At 60.9% G+C, this 26098-nt stretch carries 32 protein-coding genes; 11 read left to right on the top strand and 21 right to left on the bottom strand.

The annotated features are described in order from the left end of the window. The first annotated feature begins 20 nt into the window (after positions 1–20). Positions 21–887, top strand: a complete 867-nt coding sequence (locus LOY67_RS17730) for an aldo/keto reductase family oxidoreductase (RefSeq protein WP_265063729.1) — start codon at positions 21–23, stop codon at positions 885–887. On the opposite strand, the gene LOY67_RS17725 is transcribed toward LOY67_RS17730, so the two are convergent. Next, complete coding sequence (locus LOY67_RS17725; protein WP_265063728.1) at positions 884–1666, bottom strand: MBL fold metallo-hydrolase; 783 nt, start codon at positions 1664–1666, stop codon at positions 884–886. The two genes, LOY67_RS17730 and LOY67_RS17725, sit on opposite strands and share 4 nt — an antisense overlap. Before the next feature lie 93 nt (positions 1667–1759). Here LOY67_RS17725 and LOY67_RS17720 point away from each other — a divergent pair, with 93 nt between their 5' ends. Then, entirely contained in the window at positions 1760–2728 is a 969-nt protein-coding gene (locus LOY67_RS17720; protein WP_265063727.1) for a GlxA family transcriptional regulator, read from the top strand. Between the two features lie 12 nt (positions 2729–2740). Here the strand turns inward: LOY67_RS17720 and kefC are convergent, their stop codons facing one another. From kefC to LOY67_RS17700, 4 genes are all read right to left on the bottom strand, one after another. Continuing rightward, complete coding sequence (gene kefC, locus LOY67_RS17715) at positions 2741–4567, bottom strand: glutathione-regulated potassium-efflux system protein KefC (RefSeq protein ID WP_265063726.1); 1827 nt, start codon at positions 4565–4567, stop codon at positions 2741–2743. Between the two features lies 1 nt (position 4568). Further along, entirely contained in the window at positions 4569–5090 is a 522-nt protein-coding gene (gene kefF / locus LOY67_RS17710; RefSeq protein ID WP_265063725.1) for a glutathione-regulated potassium-efflux system oxidoreductase KefF, read from the bottom strand. Between the two features lie 101 nt (positions 5091–5191). After that, positions 5192–6538: a sensor histidine kinase gene (locus LOY67_RS17705; RefSeq protein ID WP_265063724.1), complete on the bottom strand. Its 1347-nt coding sequence runs from the start codon at positions 6536–6538 to the stop codon at positions 5192–5194. Beyond that, on the bottom strand, positions 6535–7245 hold the full coding sequence (locus LOY67_RS17700) for a response regulator (RefSeq protein ID WP_265063723.1): 711 nt from the start codon (positions 7243–7245) through the stop codon (positions 6535–6537). The genes LOY67_RS17705 and LOY67_RS17700 overlap by 4 nt, the downstream gene beginning before the upstream one ends. Before the next feature lie 242 nt (positions 7246–7487). Between LOY67_RS17700 and LOY67_RS17695 the strand changes: the two genes are divergently transcribed. From LOY67_RS17695 to LOY67_RS17685, 3 genes are all read left to right on the top strand, one after another. Next, positions 7488–8276, top strand: a complete 789-nt coding sequence (locus LOY67_RS17695; RefSeq protein ID WP_265063722.1) for a VacJ family lipoprotein — start codon at positions 7488–7490, stop codon at positions 8274–8276. Next, a complete protein-coding gene (locus LOY67_RS17690) occupies positions 8269–8505 on the top strand; it encodes a hypothetical protein (RefSeq protein ID WP_265063721.1) in 237 nt (78 codons plus the stop codon). Before LOY67_RS17695 ends, LOY67_RS17690 begins: the two co-directional genes overlap by 8 nt. Positions 8506–8665: 160 nt before the next feature. Continuing rightward, the gene (locus tag LOY67_RS17685) at positions 8666–9967 is read left to right on the top strand and encodes an Nramp family divalent metal transporter (RefSeq protein WP_265063720.1); all 1302 of its coding nucleotides are present in this window, start codon (positions 8666–8668) and stop codon (positions 9965–9967) included. A 54-nt stretch (positions 9968–10021) separates the two neighbouring features. Here the strand turns inward: LOY67_RS17685 and LOY67_RS17680 are convergent, their stop codons facing one another. Beyond that, a complete protein-coding gene (locus tag LOY67_RS17680) occupies positions 10022–10480 on the bottom strand; it encodes an Lrp/AsnC family transcriptional regulator (RefSeq protein WP_265063719.1) in 459 nt (152 codons plus the stop codon). 125 nt (positions 10481–10605) lie between these two features. On the opposite strand from LOY67_RS17680, the gene LOY67_RS17675 reads away from it, so the two are divergent. The 3 genes from LOY67_RS17675 (at position 10606) to LOY67_RS17665 (ending at position 12249) form a co-directional block, all read left to right on the top strand. Continuing rightward, positions 10606–11343, top strand: a complete 738-nt coding sequence (locus tag LOY67_RS17675; RefSeq protein WP_265063718.1) for an AzlC family ABC transporter permease — start codon at positions 10606–10608, stop codon at positions 11341–11343. Then, a complete protein-coding gene (locus LOY67_RS17670) occupies positions 11340–11642 on the top strand; it encodes an AzlD family protein (protein ID WP_265063717.1) in 303 nt (100 codons plus the stop codon). The genes LOY67_RS17675 and LOY67_RS17670 overlap by 4 nt, the downstream gene beginning before the upstream one ends. 127 nt (positions 11643–11769) lie before the next feature. Further along, on the top strand, positions 11770–12249 hold the full coding sequence (locus LOY67_RS17665) for a VOC family protein (RefSeq protein ID WP_265063716.1): 480 nt from the start codon (positions 11770–11772) through the stop codon (positions 12247–12249). 328 nt (positions 12250–12577) lie between these two features. Here LOY67_RS17665 and LOY67_RS28610 read toward each other — a convergent pair whose 3' ends face one another. From LOY67_RS28610 to LOY67_RS17625, 9 genes are all read right to left on the bottom strand, one after another. Then, positions 12578–13189, bottom strand: coding sequence for a formyltransferase family protein (locus tag LOY67_RS28610; RefSeq protein WP_413776142.1), 612 nt, complete (start codon positions 13187–13189; stop codon positions 12578–12580). Then, entirely contained in the window at positions 13180–14304 is a 1125-nt protein-coding gene (locus LOY67_RS17660) for a GNAT family N-acetyltransferase (protein ID WP_265063715.1), read from the bottom strand. Before LOY67_RS17660 ends, LOY67_RS28610 begins: the two co-directional genes overlap by 10 nt. Further along, entirely contained in the window at positions 14301–14453 is a 153-nt protein-coding gene (locus tag LOY67_RS17655) for a hypothetical protein (protein WP_265067848.1), read from the bottom strand. Before LOY67_RS17655 ends, LOY67_RS17660 begins: the two co-directional genes overlap by 4 nt. Further along, positions 14422–14613: a Com family DNA-binding transcriptional regulator gene (locus LOY67_RS17650; protein ID WP_413776141.1), complete on the bottom strand. Its 192-nt coding sequence runs from the start codon at positions 14611–14613 to the stop codon at positions 14422–14424. Before LOY67_RS17650 ends, LOY67_RS17655 begins: the two co-directional genes overlap by 32 nt. Positions 14614–14752: 139 nt before the next feature. Beyond that, the gene (locus tag LOY67_RS17645) at positions 14753–15184 is read right to left on the bottom strand and encodes a phage tail assembly chaperone (protein WP_265063713.1); all 432 of its coding nucleotides are present in this window, start codon (positions 15182–15184) and stop codon (positions 14753–14755) included. A gap of 9 nt (positions 15185–15193) precedes the next feature. Further along, entirely contained in the window at positions 15194–16459 is a 1266-nt protein-coding gene (locus LOY67_RS17640) for a gp53-like domain-containing protein (protein ID WP_265063712.1), read from the bottom strand. Continuing rightward, the gene (locus LOY67_RS17635) at positions 16459–17040 is read right to left on the bottom strand and encodes a phage tail protein (RefSeq protein WP_265063711.1); all 582 of its coding nucleotides are present in this window, start codon (positions 17038–17040) and stop codon (positions 16459–16461) included. The genes LOY67_RS17640 and LOY67_RS17635 overlap by 1 nt, the downstream gene beginning before the upstream one ends. Further along, a complete protein-coding gene (locus LOY67_RS17630) occupies positions 17033–18154 on the bottom strand; it encodes a baseplate J/gp47 family protein (RefSeq protein ID WP_265063710.1) in 1122 nt (373 codons plus the stop codon). Before LOY67_RS17630 ends, LOY67_RS17635 begins: the two co-directional genes overlap by 8 nt. Continuing rightward, the gene (locus LOY67_RS17625; RefSeq protein WP_265063709.1) at positions 18138–18515 is read right to left on the bottom strand and encodes a GPW/gp25 family protein; all 378 of its coding nucleotides are present in this window, start codon (positions 18513–18515) and stop codon (positions 18138–18140) included. Before LOY67_RS17625 ends, LOY67_RS17630 begins: the two co-directional genes overlap by 17 nt. Positions 18516–18626: 111 nt before the next feature. On the opposite strand from LOY67_RS17625, the gene LOY67_RS17620 reads away from it, so the two are divergent. Then, entirely contained in the window at positions 18627–19586 is a 960-nt protein-coding gene (locus LOY67_RS17620; protein WP_265063708.1) for a hypothetical protein, read from the top strand. An 8-nt stretch (positions 19587–19594) separates the two neighbouring features. Here LOY67_RS17620 and LOY67_RS17615 read toward each other — a convergent pair whose 3' ends face one another. The 5 genes from LOY67_RS17615 to LOY67_RS17595 are packed head-to-tail and all read right to left on the bottom strand — an operon-like array spanning position 19595 to position 24942. Beyond that, on the bottom strand, positions 19595–20128 hold the full coding sequence (locus LOY67_RS17615) for a phage baseplate assembly protein V (RefSeq protein WP_265063707.1): 534 nt from the start codon (positions 20126–20128) through the stop codon (positions 19595–19597). Between the two features lie 17 nt (positions 20129–20145). Further along, on the bottom strand, positions 20146–21258 hold the full coding sequence (locus LOY67_RS17610; protein ID WP_265063706.1) for a phage late control D family protein: 1113 nt from the start codon (positions 21256–21258) through the stop codon (positions 20146–20148). Next, the gene (locus tag LOY67_RS17605) at positions 21246–21452 is read right to left on the bottom strand and encodes a tail protein X (protein ID WP_265063705.1); all 207 of its coding nucleotides are present in this window, start codon (positions 21450–21452) and stop codon (positions 21246–21248) included. The genes LOY67_RS17610 and LOY67_RS17605 overlap by 13 nt, the downstream gene beginning before the upstream one ends. Further along, the gene (locus LOY67_RS17600; RefSeq protein ID WP_265063704.1) at positions 21452–22333 is read right to left on the bottom strand and encodes a phage tail protein; all 882 of its coding nucleotides are present in this window, start codon (positions 22331–22333) and stop codon (positions 21452–21454) included. The genes LOY67_RS17605 and LOY67_RS17600 overlap by 1 nt, the downstream gene beginning before the upstream one ends. After that, a complete protein-coding gene (locus LOY67_RS17595) occupies positions 22333–24942 on the bottom strand; it encodes a phage tail tape measure protein (protein ID WP_265063703.1) in 2610 nt (869 codons plus the stop codon). The genes LOY67_RS17600 and LOY67_RS17595 overlap by 1 nt, the downstream gene beginning before the upstream one ends. A gap of 19 nt (positions 24943–24961) precedes the next feature. Between LOY67_RS17595 and LOY67_RS17590 the strand changes: the two genes are divergently transcribed. Continuing rightward, positions 24962–25222, top strand: coding sequence for a hypothetical protein (locus LOY67_RS17590; RefSeq protein WP_265063702.1), 261 nt, complete (start codon positions 24962–24964; stop codon positions 25220–25222). 59 nt (positions 25223–25281) lie between these two features. Here LOY67_RS17590 and LOY67_RS17585 read toward each other — a convergent pair whose 3' ends face one another. Beyond that, positions 25282–25599, bottom strand: coding sequence for a phage tail assembly protein (locus tag LOY67_RS17585; protein WP_265063701.1), 318 nt, complete (start codon positions 25597–25599; stop codon positions 25282–25284). Between the two features lie 171 nt (positions 25600–25770). On the opposite strand from LOY67_RS17585, the gene LOY67_RS17580 reads away from it, so the two are divergent. Continuing rightward, entirely contained in the window at positions 25771–26082 is a 312-nt protein-coding gene (locus tag LOY67_RS17580) for a hypothetical protein (protein ID WP_265063700.1), read from the top strand. The last annotated feature ends 16 nt before the right edge of the window (positions 26083–26098 follow it).

The raw sequence follows: 26098 nt of genomic DNA, 5'->3' as shown, positions 1-26098 counted from the left end.
ATTGACCCAAGGGGTACGAGATGAGCAACGCAGCCAAAGCCGGAACCTTTCAATTGGGTGACCGCAAGGTCAATCGCATGGGTTACGGTGCGATGCAGTTGGCCGGCCCTCACGTGTTCGGGCCACCCAAGGACCCGAGCGCCGCTGTTGCGGTATTGCGCGCAGCGCTGGAAGCCGGGGTCAACCATATCGACACCGCCGATTTCTACGGCCCTCACATCACCAACCAGCTGATCCGCGAAGCCTTGCATCCTTACTCGAAGGACCTGGTCATCGTCACCAAGGTCGGCGTCCGCCGGGGTGCCGATGGTTCCTGGAACTCGGCCTTGCGCCCCGCCGAATTGACCAGCGCGGTGCACGACAACCTGCGTAACCTGGGCGTGGACGTCCTTGATGTGGTCAACCTGCGGGTCTTCTGGGGGGCCATGGAAGCGCCTACCGAGAGGAGCATCGAGGAACCGTTCGCGGCACTCGCCCAATTGCAGCAGCAAGGCCTGATCCGCCATCTGGGGCTGAGCAGTGTCACCGCCTCGCAGGTCAGGCAGGCACAGGGCATCGCCAAGGTGGCGTGCGTGCAGAATCATTACAACCTGACCCACCGGGACGACGAGGCACTGATTGCCGAGCTGGGCCGGCAGGGCATCGCCTACGTACCGTTCTTTCCTTTGGGTGGCTTCACACCGCTGCAATCGCAGGCCCTCTCGAGCGTCGCGGCGCGCCTGGAGGTGTCACCGCTGTGCGTTGCACTGGCATGGCTCCTGCAGCGCGCGCCGAATATGCTGTTGATTCCCGGTACGTCGTCGGTGGCGCACTTGCGGGAGAACCTCACGGCGAGCGAACTGCGGATTCCGGCGCCGATGCTGGCCGAGTTGGACGCGTTGGCCTAAGTCGCCTGGAACACCAGCGTCTCGCCATCGTCGGGTATCCGCATCCGGTTTCCGAGCCCAGCCATTGCCGCCGCTTCGCGCAGTGCTTCGCGCGTCGTCGGGCAATGGCTGATCGCTTCGAGGTGATTGGCGATCACGGTTCCGCGGGACAAACGGGTGAACTCGATGGCTTCTTCAATCCCCATGATGATATCGCCGCCCAGATCGAACCGCGCGCCACCTGCCGGAACCACATTGACCTGGGGTTGATGGCGCAGCACGAATTCGCGCACGGTGGGCGTGAGCAGGGTGTCGCCGGTGAGGTAGACACTGGGCTCGCCGGGCAGCTCGATCAGGTACCCGACGCCGTGCTCCATCAGCTTGCCCACCAGGCCGCGTCCGTGGGTGCACCGGACGGAGCGCAGGGTGCCGCCGAGAAACCCGTTGGCCTGGTCAGGGTCCTTGGCGAGTGGCTGGACATTCAAGCCGCGTTTGGCGAGGTAGCCGGCGTCGTGGGCCGTGCAGATGACAGGGATCTGTTTTTCCCTCAGCCACCGTTTGGCCGCGCGGTCCAGATGATCGAAATGGCCTTTCTGGCAGTGCGTGATCAGGCAGTGAGTGACGCTCTCCAGGTCTTCAGCCGTAGAGGCCGGCAGTTCCACCAGCGGATTACGCTGGGTGGCGCCGAACAGTCGCAGCGGCGGCAGCGTGCCCTTGCCGGCGAGCATCGGATCGACGAGCAGGCGATACGGGCCGGATTCAAGGATGATCGTGGCGTTGCGGATCTGCTGGATCTTCATGGAGCGTTCCTTTCATGGACAATGGCTCCATGGTGCCGATCCGGACTGATGGGCATAATGGCCGGATCTGACATCGTTGATTCATTTCATGCCATGCCCCAGACAATCCGAATCGGTCTACTGCTGTTCCCCGGTTGCATGCCTGCCGGCCTGTTCGCTTTCGCCGATCTGCTGCACGCGGCCAATCGCAGAAGGGGGCGGGCGCTGTTCGAGGCGACCTATGTCGCCCTGCAAGCGGGGCCGGTGATGTGCGCCCATGGCATCAGCCTCCAGGCGCAGGCCGCGCTGGGCAATATCGACCTGGAGGCGATCCTGGTTCCAGGTTTCTGGGCCGAGTCGGCCGAACAGGTGGATGCGGTCGTTGCCGGGCAGGCGCTGCTGGTGAAGGCACTGTCGAAACGTGCGCGGCATCTGCAGCTCTGGGCCTATTGCACGGGTGTCTGCCTGCTGGCCGCCGGCGGCCGGTTGGACGGGCAAGGCGCGACGGTGACGTGGTGGCTGGCGCAGGCGATGCAAGCGCGGTATCGCAACGTGCGTTGGCAAAGCGAGCAGAACTGCGTGTTCAACGAGCGGACCGCCACCGCCTCGGGGGTGAACGGTTATCTGCCCATCGCTGAAAAACTGATCGAGCGAAGTGTCAGCCGTGATGCACTGCGCGACATCACCCGGTTGATGGTGCTACCGCGTCCGGCCGTCCCTCACGCAGCGTTCCAGGGGATTGCCCTGATCCAACAGCCCGACGGGTTGCTGCGCCGGTTGCACGGGCTGATCGAGCAGATGCCGGCAGAGCAGATCACGGTCAAGACGCTGGCGGACCGGCTCGCCATGTCCGAGCGCACGCTCGCGCGCAAGGTCGGCAGCGAAACGGGCCAGACCGTCGCCGCGTATGCCCGCTGCATCAAGTTGAACCAGGTGGGCGAGCGCCTGACGCTGACCTCGCTGCCCCTTGCCAGCATCGGCGCGGAGCTGGGTTTCAGCAGCAGTTCCAACCTGCAACGGATGTTCAAGGCGCTGACTGGGTTGACGCCGGTGGAGTACCGGCGCCAGTTCGGTCGCGTGTGACGCCGTGAGACCTCAGCTACGGACCTCATCCGTTTCGTTGCGATGATGTTCAGGCCAGCGGTCGACGGGACGGGCGCGATCTTCGTTGAACATGTCCGTGAGCAGCGCGTTGGCGCGGCGGTAGGCGTCGTGCCGGAACTTCAGGTCATCTTCCGGCTGGGCGACGATTTCCTCCAGCATTTGCAGGTTCAGGCGACGGAACTGATCCGCCCGTTCGCGCGCCTCGTAGGGTCCGACGCCCATTTGCATCAGCGCACGTCGGCCCAATGACAGGGCACTCTCGAAGGTTTCCCGTTCGGCCGCCTCTACCCCCATCTGCCGCAGGGTGATCAGGTGCCCCATGTCCCGCGCCCGCACGATCAGCTTCAACGTGGGGAAGTGCTCCTGGACCAGTCGGGTCAGCGTCAGATTGTCCTGCTGATCGTCAATCGCGTTGATCAGCACGACGGCCTGGGCCGCGCCGGCCGCGTGCAGCAGATCAAGGCGCGTGGCATCGCCGTAGAACACTTTCACGCCGAATTTGCGCAGCGTCTCGATGTTGTCGGGGTCGTGATCCAGGACCACCACCTCGACGCCGCAGGACATCAGCAGACGTCCCGCGATCTGCCCGAAACGACCGAACCCGGCAATGATGATGCGTGGATTCTGCTGATCGACGAGGTCGGATTCCTGGCGGTTTTTCTTGGTGACGGACTCCAGTCGACCCAGCAGCAGGATCAGCAAGGGCGTCAGGCACATGGACAGCGCCACCGCCAGCGTCAGGCTCTTGCCCCATTGCTCGGTCAGGATGCCGGCCAGCGTCGCGGCACCGAACACCACGAAGGCGAATTCGCTGCCCTGGCCCAGCAATACCGCCTGCCATGAGCGTTGGCCCGCGGGTACGTTGAGAAACCGGCTCACGGTCTTGATCACCAGCAGCTTGATCAGGATGAAGCCCAGGGTCAGGGTGGCGACCTTCAACGGTGCGTTGATCAGGGTGCCGAAGTCGATCGACATGCCCACGCCGATGAAGAACAGCCCCAGCAGCAGGCCTTTGAACGGCTCAATGTCGCTTTCCAGGGCATGCCGGTATTCGGAGCTGGCCAGCAACACTCCGGCAAGGAAGGCGCCCATGGCCATCGACAGGCCGGCTTCTTCCAGGAGAAAACCGAAGCCGAACACCAGGAACAGTGCCACGGCGCTGAAAATCTCCCGCAGGCCCGAGCGGGCGGCGAAGCGCAGCAATGGCCGCGTCACATAGCGTCCCAGCAGGATGACGACGCTGATGGCCGCGACGATCTTGACGATCGACAACGCCAGGGCGGTGCCTGACGGTGTTTCGCCGTGGGCCGACAGCAGGGGGATCATGGCGACCAGGGGAATGGCCGCGATGTCCTGGAACAACAGCACGGCAAAGCTGCTGCGGCCGACGGCGGTTGCCGTCAGGTTGCGTTCATTCATCGCCTGCATGGCAATTGCCGTGGAAGAAAGGCTCAGGGTCAGGCCGACCAGCAACGCAGCCGTCCAGTTCAGGCCCAGGGCGGCGCAGAACACCGCGATCGCAACGCCACAGGCGAGCATCTGCAAGACCCCACCACCGAACACCATCCGTCGCAGCGCCCACAGCCGCTTGGGGTCGAGCTCAAGCCCGATGATGAACAGCATCAGCACGACGCCGATTTCGGCGAATTCCAGGATGGCCTTGACGTCGGTAATGAGCTTCAGCCCCCACGGGCCGATGACGCACCCGGCCAGCAGGTAACCCAGCACCGGGCCCAGGCCGAACCTGACGGCAATCGGCACGATCAAGGTTGCCGAGGCCAGGTAGATGAGCATCTCGATCAGGCTGTGAGTCTCCATTTCAATCTTCCTTCCAGCAGGCCAGGCGGGCGCGGTAGTGTTCGATTTGTGCGTGTTGGGTTTGCGACTCGGCGGCATAGGCACCGTGGACGACGACCGGCTCCAGCCAGCGCATGCGGCAGTAGACCGCCGTTGCGTGAAGGGGCTGGGCCAACACGGAAAAACCTGGATGGGCGCCGATCTGGAAATGGTCAGGCTCGCCACCCGTGGTGACGGCCCACAGCAGGCCCTTGTCCTTCAGGGCCGTGGTACCTCTGCCGTACGCCCAACCATGGGTGAACACCTTGTCGATCCACAATTTCAGCAGGGGCGGCATGCTGTACCAGTACATCGGGTGCTGGAGGACGACCAGGTGTGCCTGCTCGACGGCGCGCTGTTCGGCTTCGACGTCGATGTCAAAGTCCGGATAGAGATCGTAGAGGGAACGTACGACCACGTCTGGAAGGCTGGACGCCCGCTCGAGCATCTGCTGGTTGACCCGCGACTGGTCGGGGTAGGGGTGGGCGTAAACAATCAGGATCATCGGGGCAATTCCAGGGCGGGTCCAGGCCGAAAGGCCGGACATCCTACCGGGGAAGGCAGCGGTTGTTCAGGCTTTTTGTTTGCCGACGGCCCCTTGGGCGATCAGTTCAATGGCAGCGAAACCCTCACTTGCAACCCGCTATCGCGCCGATTATCGAGGGCCAGCGTCCCACCGTGCTCGAGCACCGTCGCCCGCGCCGCCGAGAGGCCCAGCCCGACGCCACCGGTATTCTTGTTGCGTGAACCTTCGAGACGAAAGAACGGGGTGAAGACCTGCTCGCGGAACTCGGGCGCGATGCCCGGGCCTCGATCCAGGATATGGATTTCCACATGATCGTCCCAGGCCTTGAGTTGAACACTGGGTTCGCCGCCATATTTGATCGCGTTGTCGATCAGGTTTACCAACGCGCGCTTGAGCCCGATGGGCCGGCCCGTGTAGACGAAGCGAGGGGCGCCATCGAAGGCAACCTCGCTGCCGGCGTCCTTGAAATCATCGACGACGGTGTGCAGCAGCTCAGCCAGGTCGAAGGCGGTGGGGTGTTCGAGCCGTGCGTCGTCGCGGAAAAATTCCAGGGCCGAATTGATCATCGCCTGCATCTCGTCCACGTCCCTGAACAGCCGGGATTGCTGCTCGGTGTCCTCGATGAACTCCCCGCGCAGGCGCATGCGGGTCAAGGGTGCACGCAAGTCATGGGAGATGGCGGCGAGCATTTGCGTGCGATCCTCGATGAAGTGCTTGAGCTGGGCCTGCATGGCGTTGAAGGCGAGAATGGCCTGGCGGATTTCGTAGGGACCGACGACGGGAATGGGTGGTGCCTGGTGGTCCACGCCGAAACGCCTGGCGCCTTCGGCGAAACGTTCCAGGGGCGCGGCCAGGTGTCGGGTGGCAACCAGCGCGACGATAAATGCCGACAACAGGATTAGCGCGATGATGATCAGGTTGCGCTCCCATTCCTCCAGGCCCCAGCTGCGTGCCGGTAGGGAAAACATCACCCACGAATGATCGGACAACTCGATCATCGCGGCGTAGCGTCCGCCGGGCTGGTCAGCGGGCCAATCGCTCGGCTCGTAGCCTTCTATCCGTGCATCGGGCCTGCCCAGTTGCTGGCGCAGCAGGGTTGCGCCGTCGCTGTATTCCGGATCGTCGACCACCGGTAACCGGGCGTCTTCATGGTGTTGCAGCCATTGCGTGCTGAAGAGCCGGTCACTGGCCGCCCTGGCAATGGCCGGCCGTTGTTCGGGCGCCACGGAGTCGATGATGCGGGTGATGGCGGCGATTTTTTCGATCAGGCCGGTTTCCATCAGGGGAGGGCGGGCCCAGGCTCCCGCCAGCAGGCTGAACAGTGCATTCAGCGCCAGCAGGGTCAGCATGGCAACCAGGGTGGTCAGGGCGATCCAGCGCGCCAGGGTATCCCGAGGACGACGAGTGCCCGTACGCTTCGGCTTCATCGTTTCACCACATGGGGGCTGAAAAGGTAGCCACCGTTGCGAACGGTGCGGATCATGGACGCACCGGTGATGTCGGTTTCCAGTTTGCGACGCAACCGGCTGACCTGGACATCGATGCTGCGGTCAAATGCGTCGTAAGTCTCGCCTCGGGCCATGTCCAGCAACTGCTGGCGGCTGAGCACCCGACGCGGGTGTTCGACGAACACCAGCAGCAGCTCGAACTCACCGGTGGACAGCGGAATCATGACTTTTTCCGGCGAGCGCAATTCGCGGCGGGCAACGTCCAGTTGCCAGTTTTCGAACTCCAGGACCAGGCGAGTGTTGTCGCCGAGCGCGCCCTTGGCGTCGCCGGTACGCCGGAGGACGGCACGCACCCGGGCCAGCAGCTCCCGTGCGTCGAACGGCTTGGTCAGGTAGTCGTCCGCCCCCAGCTCCAGGCCGACGACGCGGTCACTCAACTCGCCCATGGCGGTGAGCATGATGATGCCCACCGTGTGTTCGGCGCGCAGCCGCTGGCAGAGCACCAGGCCGCTGTCGCCGGGCAGCATGACGTCGAGGATGATAAGGTCCGGCAGGCGCCGTTCCACCGCTTGCCAGAGGGCGTTGCCGTCGGCGGCCACATCGACGCTGTAGCCATGTTGTTCGAGGAATTTGCGCAAGAGGGCGAGGACTTCGAGGTCGTCGTCCACCAGGATCAGATGGCTCACGGTGGGGCACGCAGGGTAGGGAATACAGGAGGGGATACTAGGGGCAATCCACGGCCTGCGTCATATATTTCAATCCGGAAATAAAGTTGCCGGCGGGCAATGTTGTGGAAATCTGCGGGCAAGAAAACAGCGGCAGGATTTGCCCAATGCCGGTCCTGTTGAGCACAAAACCTGTGGGAACTGTGCATGGCTTCATTCCTCGACTGACTGGCACCGCCCATCCCTTGCCGAGACAGCCCCGTATGCCGCTCACCGACCCCGCTTCGCTCCGTGTTCGATCCTCCCTGGTCATCCTGCTCGCAGCCCTCGCCGGGGGCTGCGCCAGCACGCCCGCCGCAACGCCAGGCCGTTGCGATAGCACAAGCTATACCGTTGCCGATCCAGCCGAGCCCATCAACCGTGGCATCTTCGCCTTCAACCGAACCGTGGATGACTACGCCCTGGCCCCTGTCGCCCGTGGCTATCGCCATCTTCCGGAGGCCATGCAGACCGGCATGCACAACTTCGTGGCGAACTTCGGCGAGCCCAAGGTGTTCATCAACGATCTGCTGCAAGGCAATGGGCAGCGCTCGCTCAACACCCTGGGACGTTTTGTCATCAACACCACGGCCGGCATCGTCGGGCTGATCGACGTGTCGGGCAAACTTGGCATCGAGCGCCACAAGGCTGATTTCGGCCAGACCTTCGGCGTCTGGAACATCGCTGCGGGGCCGACGGTGGAATTGCCGCTGCTGGGAACGGCCAACCTGAGGGACGCCACTGGCAAGGTGATCAGTTTCGCGGTCGACCCGTTCGGCGGTAACAGCAACACCGTCGACACCCTGGGCACGATCAACACCGCAGGCGGCATCGTCGATGGCCGCGCCCAGGCGTTACCGCTGACGGATCAACTGCGGACCCAGCCGGATTACTACGTGGCCCTGCGCGATGCGGTGGCGCAGCAGCGCGCCGATTTTGTCGCCCAGGGAAAATCAGCTTCAGTTGCCCGACACACCAGACAATGCCAGCAAGGGGAGCCCGTCAATGAGTAACGACGCGCTGGTCCTGCATCGACGCATGAGAACGTGCGATCAAGGTGCGCTGCACTGCCGCGAGATGGAACTGCGGTTGGCCGAGGATGGCCAGCATGTGCTGCTCAGCCGTTATGTCGAGCGCTACAGTCAAGAGCAGGGGAGCTGGTGCGCGATCCAGCATCATCGGGTGCCGTTGGCGAGCATGATTCGCTGGATGATCGATCAGGGCGAGCGGGTGAGGGGCTAGGGCGTAGTGAGTATTCAGCAGACAAATGCCCGGCCGCGAAAAGCCGGCAGAGTTTGAAATATTTTCACACACTTACCCGTTAATTATGGTTGTACGATGTCGTATGTAATGTGTTCGACTGTTCCCGTTTCTTACAAAAAAAATAACGGAGACTCCATCCATGTCGAGCATTCCTTCCGTTGAAGGCCAGGCTGCCGCGTCCACGCAGAGCCGCTTCGTACGCACGCTGAAGCTTCTTGGCCCCGGCATCATCGCAGTACTGGCCTGGCTGGGCGCAGGCGACCTGATCACCTCTTCCGTGGCCGGTGCGAACTACGGCTACGCCATGATGTGGGTGCTGGCGGTGTCCTTGCTGCTGCGATTCCTCATCGTCAACATCATCGCGCGCTTCCAGCTCTGCAATAACCAGGGCATGACCATCCTGCAGGGCTATGCCCAGCTCAACCCGTTCTTCGCCTGGTTCCTGCTGGTTTATGCGCTGCTGATGGGGCATTTGATGAATGCCTACATGATCAAGGGCGCCGGCGAGGCGCTGGCCATGTTGCTGAAGATCGACCGCCCATTGCTCTGTTCGGTGGCGGTGGTGCTGGCGGTGTGGCTGCTGGTGGGTCGAAACATCTATTCGATGATCGAAGGCGTGATGAAAGCGCTGCTGGCGATCATGACGTTGGCATTCCTGGCGCTGGCGGTCATGTCCGGCCCGGATGTCGCCGGTATCGTCAAAGGCACCATCGGCTTCAGTATTCCTCCCGACGAGGGCGTGCACGGTGCGCTGCTGGTGGCGGTTTCGGTGATCGGTGCGGTCGCTGGCTCCATCGCCAACTTCGTGCATCCCTACGTCATGCGCCAGAAGGGCTGGACAGGTCCCGAGCACAAGCGCGTCCAGCGCAACGACCTGCTGTTTGCGGTGTTCGTCGGGATCATCATCAACCTGGCGATCTGGATCGTCGGCGCGGAAATCCTCCGGCCCAACGGCATCGAGGTCAACACCCTGGGGGATCTGGGCAAGGCGCTGGAGATGTTCTTCGGCTCGATCGGTTGGTACGTCTTTTTCGTCGGCGTGTTCGCCACGCTGTTCGCCAGCATTTCGGGCAAGACCACGGCTTTTCCGATGCTCATCACCGACGCCTTCCAACACGTGCGGCCCGAGCGCCGGGAGCGCTATGGCAAAGAGTTCCACCGCGACCCGATGCACAAGTGGTTCATGCTGTTCATCCTGGTGACCCCGTTGATCTGGTCACTGCCCGGCATGCCGGACTTCGTCACGCTGACCATCGGCGTCAATGCCTTGAATATCATCGGCCTGCCGGTCATCTCTCTGGGCCTGCTGATCATGTCCAACCAGAAGTCGTTGCTGAGCAAGGAATACCGCAACAACCTGTTCGAGAACATTGCGCTGGCCTTTGCGACTGGCCTGGCGCTGTGGGTTGCGTTCCAGTTGGGGGTGGAGTTGTTTAACTGATCAACCTGAAGCGCCGTGGTGACCTGCACCACGGCGCTTCAGTACCCCATGACGTCAAATCGGTAACTCGGTCGTCAGCTTGATCTTCTGCATCGGGATTTCAGTCTTCAGGTTCTGGACGCCCTTGATGCGCGCCAGATGCTTGATCTGGAACTGCCGGTAAGCGTCCAGATCGGAAGCCACCACGCGCAGCAGGAAATCGCAGTCACCCGCCATCAAATGGCACTCCAGCACCTGCGGCAGCTCACGCACGGCAGCAGTGAATCGATCGACCGTCTCTTCGTCCTGTCCGGTCAACCACACGCGTACAAACAGCGTGATGGCCGCGTCTACCTTCAGCGGATTGACCAGGGCGACATAACGCTCGATGACACCGGCTTCTTCCAACAGGCGCACGCGTCTCAGGCAGGGTGAGGGCGAAAGACCGACCTGCCTGGCCAGTTCAAGATTCTGCAAGCGACCATCACGTTGCAAGGCTCGCAGGATCCGGCGATCGATTGCGTCGAGATTCATGGGCATTGGATTCTTCTATCTCTTTGAAAAATGGCATCTGATGCCAATTCTTCTCGCGATTACCCCGTGTTAGCAATCAAATTCTGCCGGACTGCTGGAATAATCAGCACCTCTGGAGGTGGCTGATGACCGAACACAATCTGACCCTGTCGGCGACTGTCGGCAGTACACGACAAAATGAACTGATACGCGGTGCCAAAGCCGCTCGCCCCGTGTTGCTGGGTTTCGTGCCGTTTGCACTGGTGCTGGGAGCGCAGGCGTCGCAGAAAGGCTTGCGGGTATTTGAAGTGGCGCTGATGACCGGGCTGAATTTCGGCGGCGGTTCGGAGTTTGCCGCCATCGAGGTCTGGGCTTCGCCGCAGCAGGTGTGGGTGATCGTTGCGATGACGCTGCTGGTCAACAGCAGGCACTTGCTCATGGGGGCGACACTGGCTCCTTACCTGAAGCACCTTCCCCTGAAAAAAGCGTTGCCGTCGCTGTTTTTCATGTGCGATGAAAGCTGGGCCATGGGCCTGGCCGATGCACAGCGCAACAGGGATCGCCTCGGCCAGCCACGTTTCAGCCTGGCCTATTACCTGGGGTTGTCGCTGTGCCTGTGGCTGACCTGGATCATCTTCACGACCCTGGGCGCCGCTGTCGGGCCGGTGCTTGGCGACCTTCACACCTACGGTTTCGACATGGCTTTTGCCGCGGTATTCCTGGTACTGCTGCGTGGCATGTGGCGCGGCGTCCGGGCTGCGCTGCCCTGGTTGTTCAGCCTCCTGACCGCTGCGTTGTTTTACCGGCTGATCCCGGGTGGCTGGTACGTGCTTGCAGGGACTTCGGCTGGGTTGGTCAGCGCTTATCTGTGGGCGAGATCATGATCGATCATCTGGTTTTGCTGACGATCGTGGCAATGGCGACTGTCACCTGGTTGACCCGGGTGCTGGGGGTCATCGTTCTGCGCAACCGCGTCATGAGCCCGGTGATGCACGAAGTGCTGCAGGCGGCACCCGGGTGCGTGCTGATTGCCGTCATCGCCCCCAAGTTCGCCGACGGCAGCCCCGCGGACCTGATCGCCCTGGCGCTGACACTGTTCGCGGCCACGCGCTTTTCCATCCTGCCTGTCGTGCTGCTGGCTGTAGTCGCCACAGGTGTCCTGCGTTTTCTTCTGGCGGGCTGAAAATGGTCGGCTCGGGTTTGGAAGGACGGGAGCGCCTTGCCGGCGCGAAAGGCAGTTCATCACCCGATCGATGCCGGAAAAAGTGCGCTGCTAGACTGCACCGACCAGTCCCTCTCGGAGAACCAGGATGAATAACAAGAACAGGATCTGTCTCTGGTACGAAGGCGATGCCGTGGAGGCGGCGCAGTTCTACGCCGCAACGTTCCCGGACAGCGCGGTCCAGGCTATCCATCACGCGCCAGGTGACTATCCGTCGGGCAAGGAAGGCGATGTGTTGACGGTGGAGTTCACGGTAATGGGCATTCCTTGCATCGGGCTGAACGGTGGCCCGGTGTTCAAGCACAACGAGTCCTTCTCGTTCCAGGTGTCCACCGAGGACCAGGCTGAAACGGACCGTTACTGGAACGCGATTGTCGGCAATGGCGGCGAGGAAAGCGTCTGTGGCTGGTGCAAGGACAAGTGGGGGCTGTCATGGCAGATCAGCCCGCGTGTCCTGACCGACGCAGTCGCCAGCCCCGACAAAGCCGCCGCCAGGCGCGCGTTCGAAGCCATGATGCAGATGACGAAGATCGACATCGCAGCGATTGAAGCAGCGCTGAAAGGCTAGTGGCGGCTGTCCCGCCACTATCGCGAGCAGGCTCGCTCCCACGCAGTCTGCACAATAAATCTCCGGTGAACCCGGCTCCCCTGTGGGAGCGAGCCTGCTCGCGATGACGTCGGCACATCCAGCATCAACTCAACTGACCCACCGCTATCGCGAGCAGGCTCGCTTGTATGGTAGGACTTGAAGGGAGGAGGAGGGACAAGGTTCGCTTCTGACTGATGCGCGGCGCGAAAAATCCGGGCCTTGATGCGCGATAAATGAATGTTGAACTGTTTTCACATAGTGCAAAAGAATTACACAAAGAAGGCCCCCGCGTGGGGCCTTCTCCGTTTCATGCCGATAGTCGCTTGCCCGACACCCCCGGTTCCCATGATGCCAATGCGGGATCTTGTGGGCGTCCTTTACAGTCAATGCCAGTGTTGAGCATAGCCAACGCCTGAGAGAACAGTCGAAGTCCCATTGGCGCTAGTTCTCTGCACCATAGGGCCCGAGGCGTGTCGCCCGGCCGGATGTGGCACCAGTCCTGGGCCAATATCGGGCCGGTATCCGCGCCGTCGTCCAACCAGTAGACCGTTCCCCCCGTTACCGGCTCGCGCATATGCACAGCCCAGTGCACCGCGTCCCGGCCTCTATGCCTCGGCAGCAGTGACGGGTGGTATCCCAATGCGCCGTGCTTCGCCTTGGCGCGGACTCCCTCATCTATATAGATGTGCGCGTGAGCGGTAAGGATGACGTCACACGCGGGCACTTGGTCGGCGTGGAGACAGCCTTGAACGCAAATAGCCGGCACGCCGCGCTGCTGCGCTACCGCGTACAGCCTGTCGTATTCCCCATCCGCGCCGATAGCCGGGCTGATCGCGGTGACCACCTGGTGCCCCTCTGCCAGGCAGCGTTTGAGTAATTCGGCCGCGAGCCACTTCTGGCCGATGATCACTACTCGCATGCATTCTCCCCGAGGTATCGAAAGCCCTGAACCGCCCGGAAGTGGCCGCCGAAGCCGCTCCCGTTCCCACTATGCCGTCCCAGCCTGCGATTGCTCTCCACCAGGCTTTGGCGGCTTCTGGCGTAGTTGCCGCCGACCAACGACGCCGAGACTTGCGTCCAACGTTTGTCCCTTCGAAGCGCCGCCGCGAGGCCGGGGTGGCTGGTGTGGAACAACGTGCGCAACGGCCGGCCGTAGCGGTTGCGACCGTCCAGCCAACGCCCGCACAGGGCATTGAGGAAGCGCATCCCAACCCCGGCGCCTTGCCACTCCGGCATCACGACCAGCCGGCACGCCCGCGCCTCGATCAGCCCCGGCCGGGTCGAGAACGCGATGTGGGCCACCGGCTCGCCGTTGACCCAGCCCACATAGTTGGTCGACGCCACCATTGGGGGCAGCTTCAGATAGTGATGCGGCTCAAACACGGCATAGTCGCGCTGCTTAGCCTCGCGGACCTCAAGCTCAAAGCTTGGTCTTGGCCGAAGCCACCCCCGATGGAATTCACCTGTGCCTGTGTCGTAAACCCAATCAGGCTGTACCCAGTCGAGGATGTCGTAATGGCAGGAAAGGAGAACGACTTGCCCACAGGTGCGGCGCCACGCCTTGGCGAACGCGGCGGCGCCGACGCGGGCGATCTGCCGGTCTACTACTGAGCTGAATTCATCAACGACGGCCATGTCGGGCGCTTCACTGACCAGCCTGGCCAAGTTGGCGCGAAACTGCTCGCCGTTGGATAGCGCCGAGAACGGCCGAAGCCATGCCGGCACAGTCCCTAGCCCAACAGCCGAAAGCGCACCTGTCACGACGTCGAATGACCCGGCGGGGTCAATGGCGTCTATAAGCGGCTGGTCTTTCGGCCAGCGGGGGCGGTAGAGCTTACCAATAGCCTTGCCCAAGGTTGTTTTCCCTGAGCCCGACGGGCCGACGATGACGCCAATCTTCCAGGGCTGATCCTCAATCGGAAGCTCGGCCGCGATGTCGACGTCGCAGCCTGATGCCACGTTGAACAGCGACTTGACCCGAGCAGCCCGGTAGCTATCGAAGTCAGAGCAGCGGTGGGACACCTGAACCTTCATACGCACACCACCCGGACTTTATAGCCGAGCGCTTTGAGGCGAAGAAAGGCCGTTTGCTGCCCGCCTTCATCGGGGCAAACAATGATCACTCCATACTGAGGTTTGTATGTGAACCCATTACGGCCGGGGGCTTTGCGTTGCTTTTCCATGACTGCCTCGATCATCGGCGCTCGGCGGCGCTTGAGATATGAGGCTCACGGCCTTCTGATGATTGATGGCCCCGCAGCGGGGGCATTTAATTTGAACTTCACTCGGCGGCACTATTTTCGCGAGCAGCCTGTGACATTGACCACAACGTATCTCTTGCATCATCTGCAAACCTTTTGCACTTCTGGTAGGCTCCCCGTCGCTCACGTGAGCGGGAGGGTCCTGGCTGGCTTGCAGGCTAGATCTGCTCGTTGGCGGTCGGTCTGAGTGTTCCCGCACTCAGACCGACAGCCCTCTCTTTCTACTGATGTTGTTCGGGAATCCAGGCCGGCCGGATAGGACGGTATTCCTGGTCCGGAAACTCTTGCACCGCAGGCCAATCACGTAAAGCCTGCACATAATCCAGCAGTTCCCCTGACTGCTCGACCGTCAAGGTAGTCGGCCGCGCCGAATCGACCTCATCACGGTGGCGCTCACGCAACCACCGGACGCTTTCAATCTCAGCATCCCGCCATGCACGCTCAGCTGCCGCCAACTCATCATCCGTAGCCGGAGGTGGGTCTATCAGGATCGGCAAGCCATCGGCGTCATGGGACCGCACTTTTCCAAGGGCGGGGTTCGCGATCACTGCCTCATAACGCTCACCGTCAATCTCAACCGCGTCAGCCGGCATGGTTGGGTGGATGGAACTCAGGTAAGTGCAACCTGTTGACTGGCTATAGAAACGACGCATAAATCCTCCTCAGTAACCGAGAGCAAACCACTTGAATGGAACCGTCGCGGGGCCTGGGGCAGCGCCAATACTTGCTCCGTATACCTGCGCGGTAAAACCGTTTCGCGTAGACCCCACCACGTCGGCGAAGTAGTAAGAGCTTGCCGTCTCTGTCACCTCTCCGCCGTCAACGAAAAAGCATGCGTTTGGAAATGCCAGGGGAAAGGTAAAGCTTGTCCCACTCCCCACCCCCCATTGCAGAATCAGACCGGATAGCCACGAAGGGAATGCGATATAGCCGTTGGCCGCAAAACTGGATGCAAAACCGGCCCGCAGTTTTTTGGGGGTTACGATGGTGGTGTCATCGGCCCCGGCGTTAACTTGCTCCTGGGTCGCAACGCTGTCGCCGGTCATATGCTCAACCCAAGCAGAGAAAACGCCGGAGTTGGACATGGTGCGCGTTGCGACGACCGGACGGGTTCCTGGAGACAGGCCAGACGTTAAGGTCTGAACTAGGTAATTGGTGCTGTTGAGCCCGGACACCACCATGCTGTGGCGCGTCGATGGTGACCAGCCCGCCGGAATATTGAGTAAGCCAACCAGCGGTGTAATAAAGTTACCTGGTGTCAGGTAGTTGTTCATGTCGACTTCGGTGCTGGTAATTCCGACCCCTAGGCCGTAAGTACCAACCGTAAGCACGGATCCGGCGGTGACGTCGGTGGGGGTGGCAACCTTCACCACTAACTTGGCAATGGCCTTAAATACCCTCTGGGCCGACACCCACTTGGTCGTATTGGTCCCCGCCTCAGCCTCCAACTCGGTTGCTTGATTGCTCGTCAGCATCGCATCGGTGATTCCATAGCCGGCCAATGTCGTGGGCTTGCCGGTGGTGATCTTGCTCCAGTCCAACGCCGGTATATCCGCGGTTGCCAAAGCGGTGCCTGCCGTGATCAAGCCCTTCGCATTGACAGTGACCTTCGGATAGGTTCCGGCAACGGCGCCGCTATTCGCCAGGGTCAGCGTAATAGCGGCGTCGGCCGAACCATCGAACGAGGCGCTGCCCGTTCCCGCGCCGCTAATGGAAATAGTCCTGGCCGTGGCGAGCTGAATGGCTTTGCCAACGCCGGTCACGCCGCTGACGAGTTTGTCGATCTGGTCCTTGAGCCACCTGGTGCGGTTGGCGAGTTGCTTGCCCTGCAGGTTGTCAATGCCGTCAGGCCCGCCCAATACGGGGTCGGACGTCTCAAGCTGATAAATACCGGGCGTCCATTCAATGAGTTCGGGTAGGTCCGACATTAGCTGCTCCCATGGTTGTATTGCCCGTCGCGTCTGGCAAAACCGTTATGGCGGATGGCAACTGACGAATAGTCGAGCGACACCAGCCGGCAACGTGCGGGGGCGACAGAAAGTAAAAGGCGGCGCAAAAGCGCGGCCTGGTCGTTGGTGATGACGCGTTGCAAGAAAACGCGGTAAAGGGGCCAGGCGGCGGGGTTGCCGTGGACATGGTTGCCGTCCCGGTTGATCGAGCCGTCCCGCACCTGGTTATTCAGCCCCTCCTGGATCGTCACCTCGCCGAAGCCAAGTAGGCGGATCACTTCCCGGATAGCCCAAGGCGTTCCCTTGTAACGGTGCAACTGGGCCGAGTTCTTGATCAGGTCGCGCTTGGCGTCCGCTGATTCCGCCAACGCCCAGGCGGCCTCGTCGAGGAGTGAGAACTGATCGGCCAAATAAGGCAGTAGATGGGGTTTCAACAGGTCGATCAGGTAAACCAACATGGCGTTGACATCAACGCCCTCTAACTTCTCGTTGAGCAACTCACAAAGCAGCGCAAAACGCTCATCTCCCGCCAGCGCCGGGGGCAATGGTTGATCAGCCATAGGCCACCCCCGCGTCTTCCAACAGGATCGAACTGCAATTTGCCCATTCATTGCCCGCCAACTCGTGCAAAGCGCCGGGCAGCTCCAAGTCCGCCCGGTAAACGCCGTTCACCTGCAGCAAGGCGGTCAATTGCTCCTGGACAAGGTCCCGGCCGAGCCCCGCCCGCCGGTCTTGGGCGTACTTGCCGGCGGCGGCCTGGGCCGCCTTCATGGCCGCAGCGCGATCCGCCCAGTCATAGAAAGTGATGCGGGCCTTGATTTGGAACGCAACTTCTATCGGCGCATAGGCGTGCACCGTGTCACAGAGCGGGCGCAGCTTCTCGCCGCTGACTTGGTTTTTCACCCGCTGCAGCAGGTCTTCTGAGGGGAGCCCCGTATTGGTAAGCGGATATAACGCGACGTGGCCGTCCGGCTGCCCCTCATCCGGGCCGTGGACGGCAACGTCCATAATCGACTGATGCACCGCCAAAGCGTGGTAGCGGTAGGCCCCACGACTGCCGGCATTACTGAAGGCTTCGGGGGCCAAGATGATCCGTTCACGGTAACGGTCATCCTCTTCATCCTCCGCGCCGTCGGCGGTGACGGTTGTATTGATTGCCGTTAGGCCAGCCGCTGGCGGGTTACCAATACTGCTGATCTGCCCCACTGCCCAGCCATTGCCCAGCTCACCAGCCGTCAGGCATGTGGCCGTGACACTGACCTGAGCCTGGCCGGCTGGAATGACCGCGTCCTGGTCAGTTACAAAGGTGAGTTTGGCGTCTTGGGTGCTGACCCGAGTGCCGGCGCGTATCAGCAGGGGCTGCTGGACGGCCGCCGGCATGCTGAAGCGCAACATGCAGCGGGCCGGAACCGCCAACAGTCGGGGGGTCGCCACCAGCTCGCCCAGGTAATCGAGAATGGGGCCGAGCGCGAAGCGGACTAGCGATTGTTCGCCGGCATTCTGAATGGCCATTTGGACGCGGGTCACGGCATAGGCGATCTGATCGATGTACAGCCGCTCGACTTGCGCCGGGTAAAGCGTTTTCCCCGATTTGGCCTCGTAGCGGGCGATCAGGTCGGCCTCGGTGGCGGCCGGGTCGATCTTGACGAATTCGGGCTTAGGCAGTTCGCGCATACGGCACCTCGGTCAACTGCGCGACGCCGTCCGCAACGCGCCACTGCACCCGCAAAACGATGCGCGATTGTTCGATCAGTACCTGCACCTGGGCGACTGAGACGCGAGTTTCCCAACGGCGAATGGCGTCGACCGCCTCGCGCACCAGGTGCGGGGTTACGCGGTTAACGGGCCAGTCGATATATAAATGGAGGTCGCTGCCAAACTCAGGCCGGTGGGCGTCGCTTCCCTTGGGCGTGGTCAGGATGATGCGGATGGCCTGATCGATATCGCGCAGGCCCTCGACTACCTCGCCGGGTGAGCCGAGGGCGGGCTGCCAGTGGGCGGCGGTTAGGCTGGTGTAGGGGATGGGCGTCGTCATGAACCCATGATGCAGAAGCTTGGCTGTGGCGGCTTTTAATCGAGTTTAAAGGTGCCCGCAGAGAGCCCCTGCATGGCAAACTCTAGCGATCCCATACGGACTGAGATAGCTATGAAAGCTAACGAAAAAATGAAGGCGCAGAAAGTGCTCGACAAAATTCAAGGAGGAAATTTTGACGAGAATGACATCGACAATATTTTTATGCGGCTTCGCGCCTACTCTGGTGGTTTTCGGGTATTTCGTGAGGCTGCTGATTTCGTTGCACATAACGACGCAAGGAATAAGGGACTGGTCAATGAGGCCCTTGAGGCTCTCCACCTAAGCTTCAAATTTTACGCCTCGTATGGCCATATGAATCGGCCGCTAGACCTATCAAAACCAGCGCCAATTTACATAAAAAAAATGCTGAAGCTTCACGTCTATAGGTTTAAAGCGGAAGAGCTTAGGGAAAAATTCAACGTCACCCAGACGCGCCTTGAATCTTGGATTGACAACCTCTTCAAAGATGACAAGAAAAGCAAAACCACAATGCTTCAGCACCATGCTTTGAGCGAGGTAAAACTCGCGGCAATTCAGCATCTGATAGGTTTTAACACTTACCCGGCGTTCACGGCCGATGAACTGATGAGAGAGTTAATTGCCGTCCTACGGCTCAATAAATTGAATTTTGATGAGAGAGCAGTCTTAGAACAGCAACCTAACATCGTCCTTTGTGTGATGTTGCTTATGCACCAATCCACTTACGACTTTGGTGATGGGGCTATGGGCGAATGTATGATAACCGCTGAGTGCCCCTCGGTGACTCTGGGCTTTCCTGCTGATTTTGGCGCTCCTGGCTTTGGCGATTTGCAGGTCTCAGGCATGGTTAGAGCTGATGTGGGCGGTAGATCGATAGGGCTCGCGTTCGCGGTTTTTTCCTCAGGCCTTCGAGTTTCTGAGCTGTGTGACGAATCATTATTCAGTGTAAAGGTGCTATCTGAGGTTCAAAATTTGTACACGAAAAACGTCGATCTTAGTGGAGACCTGTTTTTGCTCAACAGCGGTAAAATTGGTAAGAGCTCCCCATTGTAAATTGTCCTCTAATGGCTGTGATGATTCGAATTCCCGCCAGCGTCTATGATTGTGCCTGTAGCGTTGATATCTCCGTTGACCTGCAGGTTGCCATTCAAGGCCACCTGCGGGATCTCCAACGTAGCCGAAGGCGCTTTCACCACCACCGGCTCGCCTGACTCCACTGTGATGTTCCGGGCACACTTCAGCAGCAAAGCCCCCACGCAGTCCAACGTCATCACCCCGGCCACACGGTCGTACATCGAAACCGTCCCATCGCTGAACCGCACATAATCTGTATCCTCGTCGATTACGGGCGGCGGTTCAGCCGTTGAGTACACCCCACCCAAGTACACGCCGCCCACTCCATCGGCATCGAGCAGCACCGCAACTTGCTCGTTCAATTCCGGCATCAGCGGCCGGCGCTGCGTCCCTTGGGTGTTGCGCTGGGGCACGTTGAGCCAATAGCTCTCAACGCCGTCGCGTTCATCCAGGCGCACCCGAATGCGGCAGGTCACGTAATCCACGGCACTGACCTCGCCGTACTCCAATTCAACGCCCATGCGCGTAATCCCTCATATCAGGCCACCACTTCGTGCTGAACGCCGTAGGTCGACAAGGCCAGATCCGGCTGGGTGTTTTCCAAAGTCAACGAGATCGACGGCGCCGAAACGCGGCAGACCTCTTTGTCCACGGTATAGCCGCCGCTTCGGGTCATCCGGTGTTGTGACGACGTGATCAGATAGTTGCCGCCAAGCTTGCCAGCGGCAACCAGGGTCACTACGTTGCCGCTGACCAGGTTCGGCCGGCCCATGGTTGTCCAGCCGCCCCTGGTACGCTCGCGGTTAGCCTGGGCCAGCTCAGCCTTGGCTTTCGCTTTGGATTCTTCAGCCGAGGCGCTGCGCTTGCGTTTCTTTTTGGTGTCGCCGCTGGTGGTGCTTTTACCAGCGCTGCTCGGCACGGCAACCGTCTCGCCATTTTCCACGGTGTAGGCGATCAACTTTTTCTGTGTCGGGTCTTTGTGTTTGACCTCGACGGCCTTCGGCACGTCCCGGATCTGGTCGCGCAAATTGACGTTCGCCAAGTCCTGAAGCACCTGCGTGGCCACCGGGGCGCCTTTAGCCAGCTCGCTGATGGCGTGAAAGACCAGACGGCTGCCGGTGACCTTAAAGGCGTAGTCGTATTCCCCGGCTAGGTTGCGCAAAAAGGTCAGGTCTGACTCTTGTTGCGTCAGCCGGTCCAGCTTGATCGGCTCGATGCTGCCGACCAACTCAAGCCCCTGCCTGGCGGCAATCTGCTTGGCCACCGCGTCCAGGGTGGTGTTCTCATAGGCGCGGTGCTCAGTCGTGCGCAACGCGGCGTTGATCCCGGTGGCGAGGGCTCGAATGTTGATCGTCGAAGGTGGGCACCTTAATTCGATCTCATCGATCTCAAAGCGGCCCACGTTGCGCAACGGCTTTCCCTCCCAGCCGATTGCCAAGGTCAGCGAATCCCCGTGTCCGGGATACCACGCGTCCCGCCATTTGCCTTCGGTATCTTCCAGCTCGACATCCAGGCTGTCCGCCTCGCCGGTCAGGAAGTCCGAATAGGTCAGCGAGAGCAAGTGTTCGCTGATATTGCGGGTGATATTGCGTTGTTGGTAGGTCAGTACGAAGCGCGCTTCCGGCACTTGCTCCGGGGTCATCGCATCCATGGCGGCAGATCCTCGGTGGACGTCGCGGGTTCAAGCACGGGGATGGCCAGCGTCAACCCGGCGGGGAGCGCGGCGGTGATAGGCACGTGCTTGTTGGCTTCGACAATGGGCTGGTACCGGTGAGGGTCGCCGTAGTAGCGCCAGGCCAACTGGTCCCAACGTTCGCCCTCAACGGTGATATGGGGAATAAACATTAGGCCCTCCGGGTCAAGACTTGGGCGGCCAGGCCCGCTAAGCGGGTTCCGGCGCCGTCCATTTTGGTGAGCGCCTGGTCAAGGGAATCCCGCGAAGCGGAGAAGCGATCCACGATGTTGCCCAGGTCGACCGGGTTCAAACTGCTGCGGGCGCCCGTCACGCTGCCGAGCACGTCTTCGCCGAGGCGCGCCAAGTCTGAGCCGTCATTGAGTAGCCCTGCGGCGGCGGTCAGGCCCTGCAGCGGCTCAATGGCCCGCGCCGTGACGCCCAGCAACTGCGGAACCTGCCCAAGGATCATGGAGGCGTTGCCGCTCTTGACCGTCTCGTACAGGTTTTGGCCGGCCCTGAGCATGTTGCCGGCCGTTTTAGCGTGGCCGATTACCATTTGCGTGACGCTGGGCGATGGCATCAGACGCGAGATAAGCCCCGGCGATCCGGCCGCCGCAGCCGGGGTGCCGGTCAGGGCTGAATCGAGCAGGCCCGGCCGGAGCGTCTTGCGGGTAAAGGCGCCCGTGTATTCAGCGAGGCTGACCTGTACGGTAGCGGCGTTGATCTGTCCTACGGCCGTAGAACGGCGAATGGCGTTGCTGATTTCGCGGATGACATAAGCGCCCAGGTACTCGCCGCTGCCCATGACGAAAGCCAGCGGCTCGTGCTTGCTCTTGGCCCGGCGCAGCGCCCGCAGGCGCTCCTCAGGGTCGCCAAGCACCGGGTGCAGCTCAATCGTCAGATTGCACTGATCCAGTCCTTCGCCGATCCATTCCAACAATGGCTTGCCCTGGATCCGCGAATGTTCGGCCCAGTCGGCCGAGCCGCTTTGCTCCATGCCGCTAATGCCGCCCGCCACGGTAAATTCGATATCGCCCAAAATGGCAAACATCAGGCTAGCCCCCCATCCGCTGGGCCGTAGCTGCGGCGTTTCTTGTCGTGTTGGTAGCGCTCCATGAACCGCACAAAGTCGGCGTAACCGGCCTGCAGGCTCTGGGCAACTTGCTCCTGCACCCCTGCGCCGCCGGGGACAGTGATTTGCGGGGAAAAGTGAAACTGCACGCCGCCCGCGCCGGGCGCGCCGCCGGGGCCCGCGCCCGAGGCGCCGCTGAGCATGCTCGCTCTGGAAACGTCGGCCGGGTTCGGCGGCGCCATGTTGACGGCGGATTGGGCGGCCATGCCCAGCGCGGCTTTGCGCACCAGGTCAGCTTGGGAGGCGATTCCAATAGCCGCGCCTTCGCTGATATTCGCGCCATAACCCATGAAAACCCGGCTCGGCGACTGGATGCCCAGCGTTTCGGTGAACCACCCCTTGATTGAGGTCCCGACGCCGACAACCGTATCCTTTGCTGAGACCAGCGCGTTGCTGATGCCGTTGACCAGGCCGCTGATGATCATGCCGCCGAACTCACTGAATTTGCCCGGCAGCTCAATGCCGAAGTAACTCATCACGCCGGCAAATGCCCTGTAGAAAAGGCCGGCCGGGGAAAAGTTGACGATCAAACCCGCGATGCCCGATAACCCGCCGCTGAATCCCGCTTTGACCTCAGTCCATAGGCCCGCGAAGAAGCCCTTGATTGGCTCCCAATAGCGGTAGATCAGGTAAGCCGCTACCGCGATGCCGGTGATGATCAACCCGATGGGGTTCATCATCAGGGCGCGGCCAATCCACAACACGGCTTGGCCGACCAGGCGCAACCCCATCAGCAGCTGCCCGCCGAGCACTCTGCCCAACATCATGCCGCCACGGGCCAGCCATGCCGCGCCGCGCCCGGCGGCCTGCATGCCGCTGCGCAAGTCATTGAAAGCCGCACGGCCGAGCCAGCTCGCGGCGTTGCCTACGGCCCGCATCGCCCGGGCTCCTTTGCCGAGGCCACTGACAAGGGGGGCAAATCTGCCGGCCTGCCACATGGCACGCAATAGAGTCCATTTGGCAGAGAGCGTGGTGATGGTGGTGCTCATTGCAGTGATCGGCGATAGAACCAGATTGGCCCCGTAAGCGACGCCGATGAAGGCCAGTTTGCCCAGCAACAGGCCGCCTACCAGGCCGACGACGCCTTTGATGATCGCGGGGTTTTCACCGGCCCAGGCGGCGAACGATTGCATCAGGGGAACAACGGCCTTGCTCACGTCCACCAGAGCGGGCAACAACGCGTTGCCTACAGATATCCCAATATCAGAGAGATTGATTCGTAGTGCCTTGAGCTGCTCTTTGGAGCTGCCCATACGCTTTGCCCAATCCTCATCGAGCACGCCCTTATCGGCGGCGTTCTTACTGCCACTCTGGATGTTATTGAGGTCTTTTTGATTGGCCAGCGCAGGTCGAATGAAGGACAGAACCTGTTGATCCGCGAACAACTCGCCGAGTTTGTAAGCCTCATCAAGTCGAGACAAAGCTATCTGGCGTTCCTGGTCATCCTTAATTTCAAGGGCCTTCCCATATTCAGCGGCAGCAGCCGGCGCTTTGGTGCCCAAGTGTTTTGTCAGGATTTTTATCATCGACTCAGCGGGCGATAATCCCTGACTGACCAGATTCTTCATACTGCCTTTAAGATCGATGCCGGCCTTCTCAAATGCTTTCAGTGTTTCAGGCGCGGTAAGCTTGGAAAGGAAGTTTTTGAAGTTGTTGGCGGCCTCGTCGTTGCTGCCGGCCCCCCGGCGGGCGATTTGAAGCGATGCCCCAATTTCCGCGACGGCGCGTTCCCCTGTGATGCCCAGCGCGGCGAATTGAGGGGTGAGTTGTGGCAGCCATTTAGCCATGTCCGCCAATTCGAACTGGCCGCTTTTGCCGGCAAACGCCAGCATATTCATGGAGCGCTCCAGGCCGGCGGCACCGATGCCCAGGTTGTCATTGAGGGCGATGGCCACCGATCCGAGATCGTCCATGCTTGCGCGGGTTGCGGTAGCCGCCTTGGCCATAACGGGCGCGTATGCCGCCAGCTCTTTTGCGCTTGAGATCCCGCCGGCGATTAACACTGCGGTGCCGTTTGCCACGTCGGTTTGCGTCTGGTTCCACCGCAGCGCCGCGCCCCGCATCACGTTACTGAGGCGTGTTTCCTCCGCCTCGTCGAAGCCTCCGGTGATGGCAATGTCCCGAGTCTGGTCCTGAAAGTCGATAGCAGTGCGCATCGACTGAACCACAGGCGCGCCGAGGACGGCGGCCGTACCGGCAGTCTCCATAGCCTGGCTACGCAGCTCGCCGCGTTTGGATTTCAGGGCTTCGCCTCGGGCAATGCTGGTGTTGAGGCGTTCCTGTTTGCCCTTGAGCTGTTCGATCGTTCGGCCGACCTGGTCATACTGACGGCGCATCCGTTCGATGCCGCTACCGCCGCGCGCCAGGGATGCCGCCAGTTCGGCGCCCATCTGCTTTTGCTTGGCGGTGAGCCCATCCGTGGCGCGCCCTAGCTGCTGAACGGTGGACTTGGCGGAACCGAAGGCCGCGTTCAGGCTGCCCGAGACGACGGCGCCAATTTTCAATCCGACCAGAACTTCGTTAGCCATAATTTGCTACGCTGTCCGCATGTTTGAGAAAGCCGCAACACGCACTGCAAAAACCATCTATGCACTGGCCATTGGCGTCGGTGTGATCTGGCTCGCCTGGTTGTGCCTGACGCACTTTTCGGCGTGGGCCGCCGTGTTGGCGTTCTGTCTGGGCTTGCCGTTGTTGGCGCTGATCGCCGCCCCTGTTGTAGCGGGCGGCGCGTTACTAACGGGAGTCGCGGTTGGGCTGGCTGTGACGGTCAGTTCTTCATTTGCTCGGCGAGCTCGATCCGCCGGTTGATTTCGCGCTCACAGACCTCGGCCCAGCGCCAATAATCGTCCATATCCAGCCGGGCGATTTCAGACGGTTGCAGCCTCAATACCAGCAGCAGCGCCTCGTCCCAAGAGCGCAGCAATGTCTCCCCCGTTAGCCATTTCCCGCAACACCTCGGTGGCTAGTTTCGAATCCGCGATATCGAACTCCCCGAGGTCCTCCAGCGTGATGCCCAACATTTTTGCCACGAGCATGTCTTCCATGGCGCCTTCGTCGCCTTTGACGGCGCCCTGCGCGGCGCTGATGTCTTTTCGTTTCAGGCGTTTGATAGGCAGCTTCGAGATCAACTCGCCGCTGGCACTTTTGAAGGGAAAATTGAGGGTAAAACTGAGGGCGTCGGCCATTTCAATAGCTCCAGGTTGATCGATATGATCGGTTGCTCTTCGAGAGCCCTGAGCTTCGCACCTGGCCGTGGCGCTTGCTTTTAATCGACTTTAAAGAGACTGCGCGCCTCGGAAAATTGCCCTAACATCAGGCGCTCGATGACGTTTTTTTATCCCAAGGAGAAGGCGAATATGAGTGTCGACAACAAAGAACAATTCAATCTATTGACTGGAAAGATCCTGGCGCTGTTGGTGAACGCCTGCCCCGTGCCGGTACAGATTACCGCTGAGACATTCGGGCTTCCGAAGGGCGAGTATAAGGCAGAGAGAGGCGGCCCTCTGCTTATGGGATTCTATGACAATACCCCTGAGGAAGAAGTGCTTAAGAGCTTGCTCAAATGGCTAGAAGCGGAAAATTACGTTAGGGAAAAAGGTGGCTATTACGTCGCTACGCTGCAGACTCTGAAGCTCTACAACTCGGTACCTAACGCAATTTCGGAGTAACAAAAAAGGCAGTCAA

The sequence above is a fragment of the Pseudomonas sp. B21-056 genome, assembly GCF_026016325.1.
Taxonomy (GTDB): domain Bacteria; phylum Pseudomonadota; class Gammaproteobacteria; order Pseudomonadales; family Pseudomonadaceae; genus Aquipseudomonas.
Note: the sequence above shows the minus strand (reverse complement) of the source record. Positions and strands in the feature narration are given on the sequence as shown.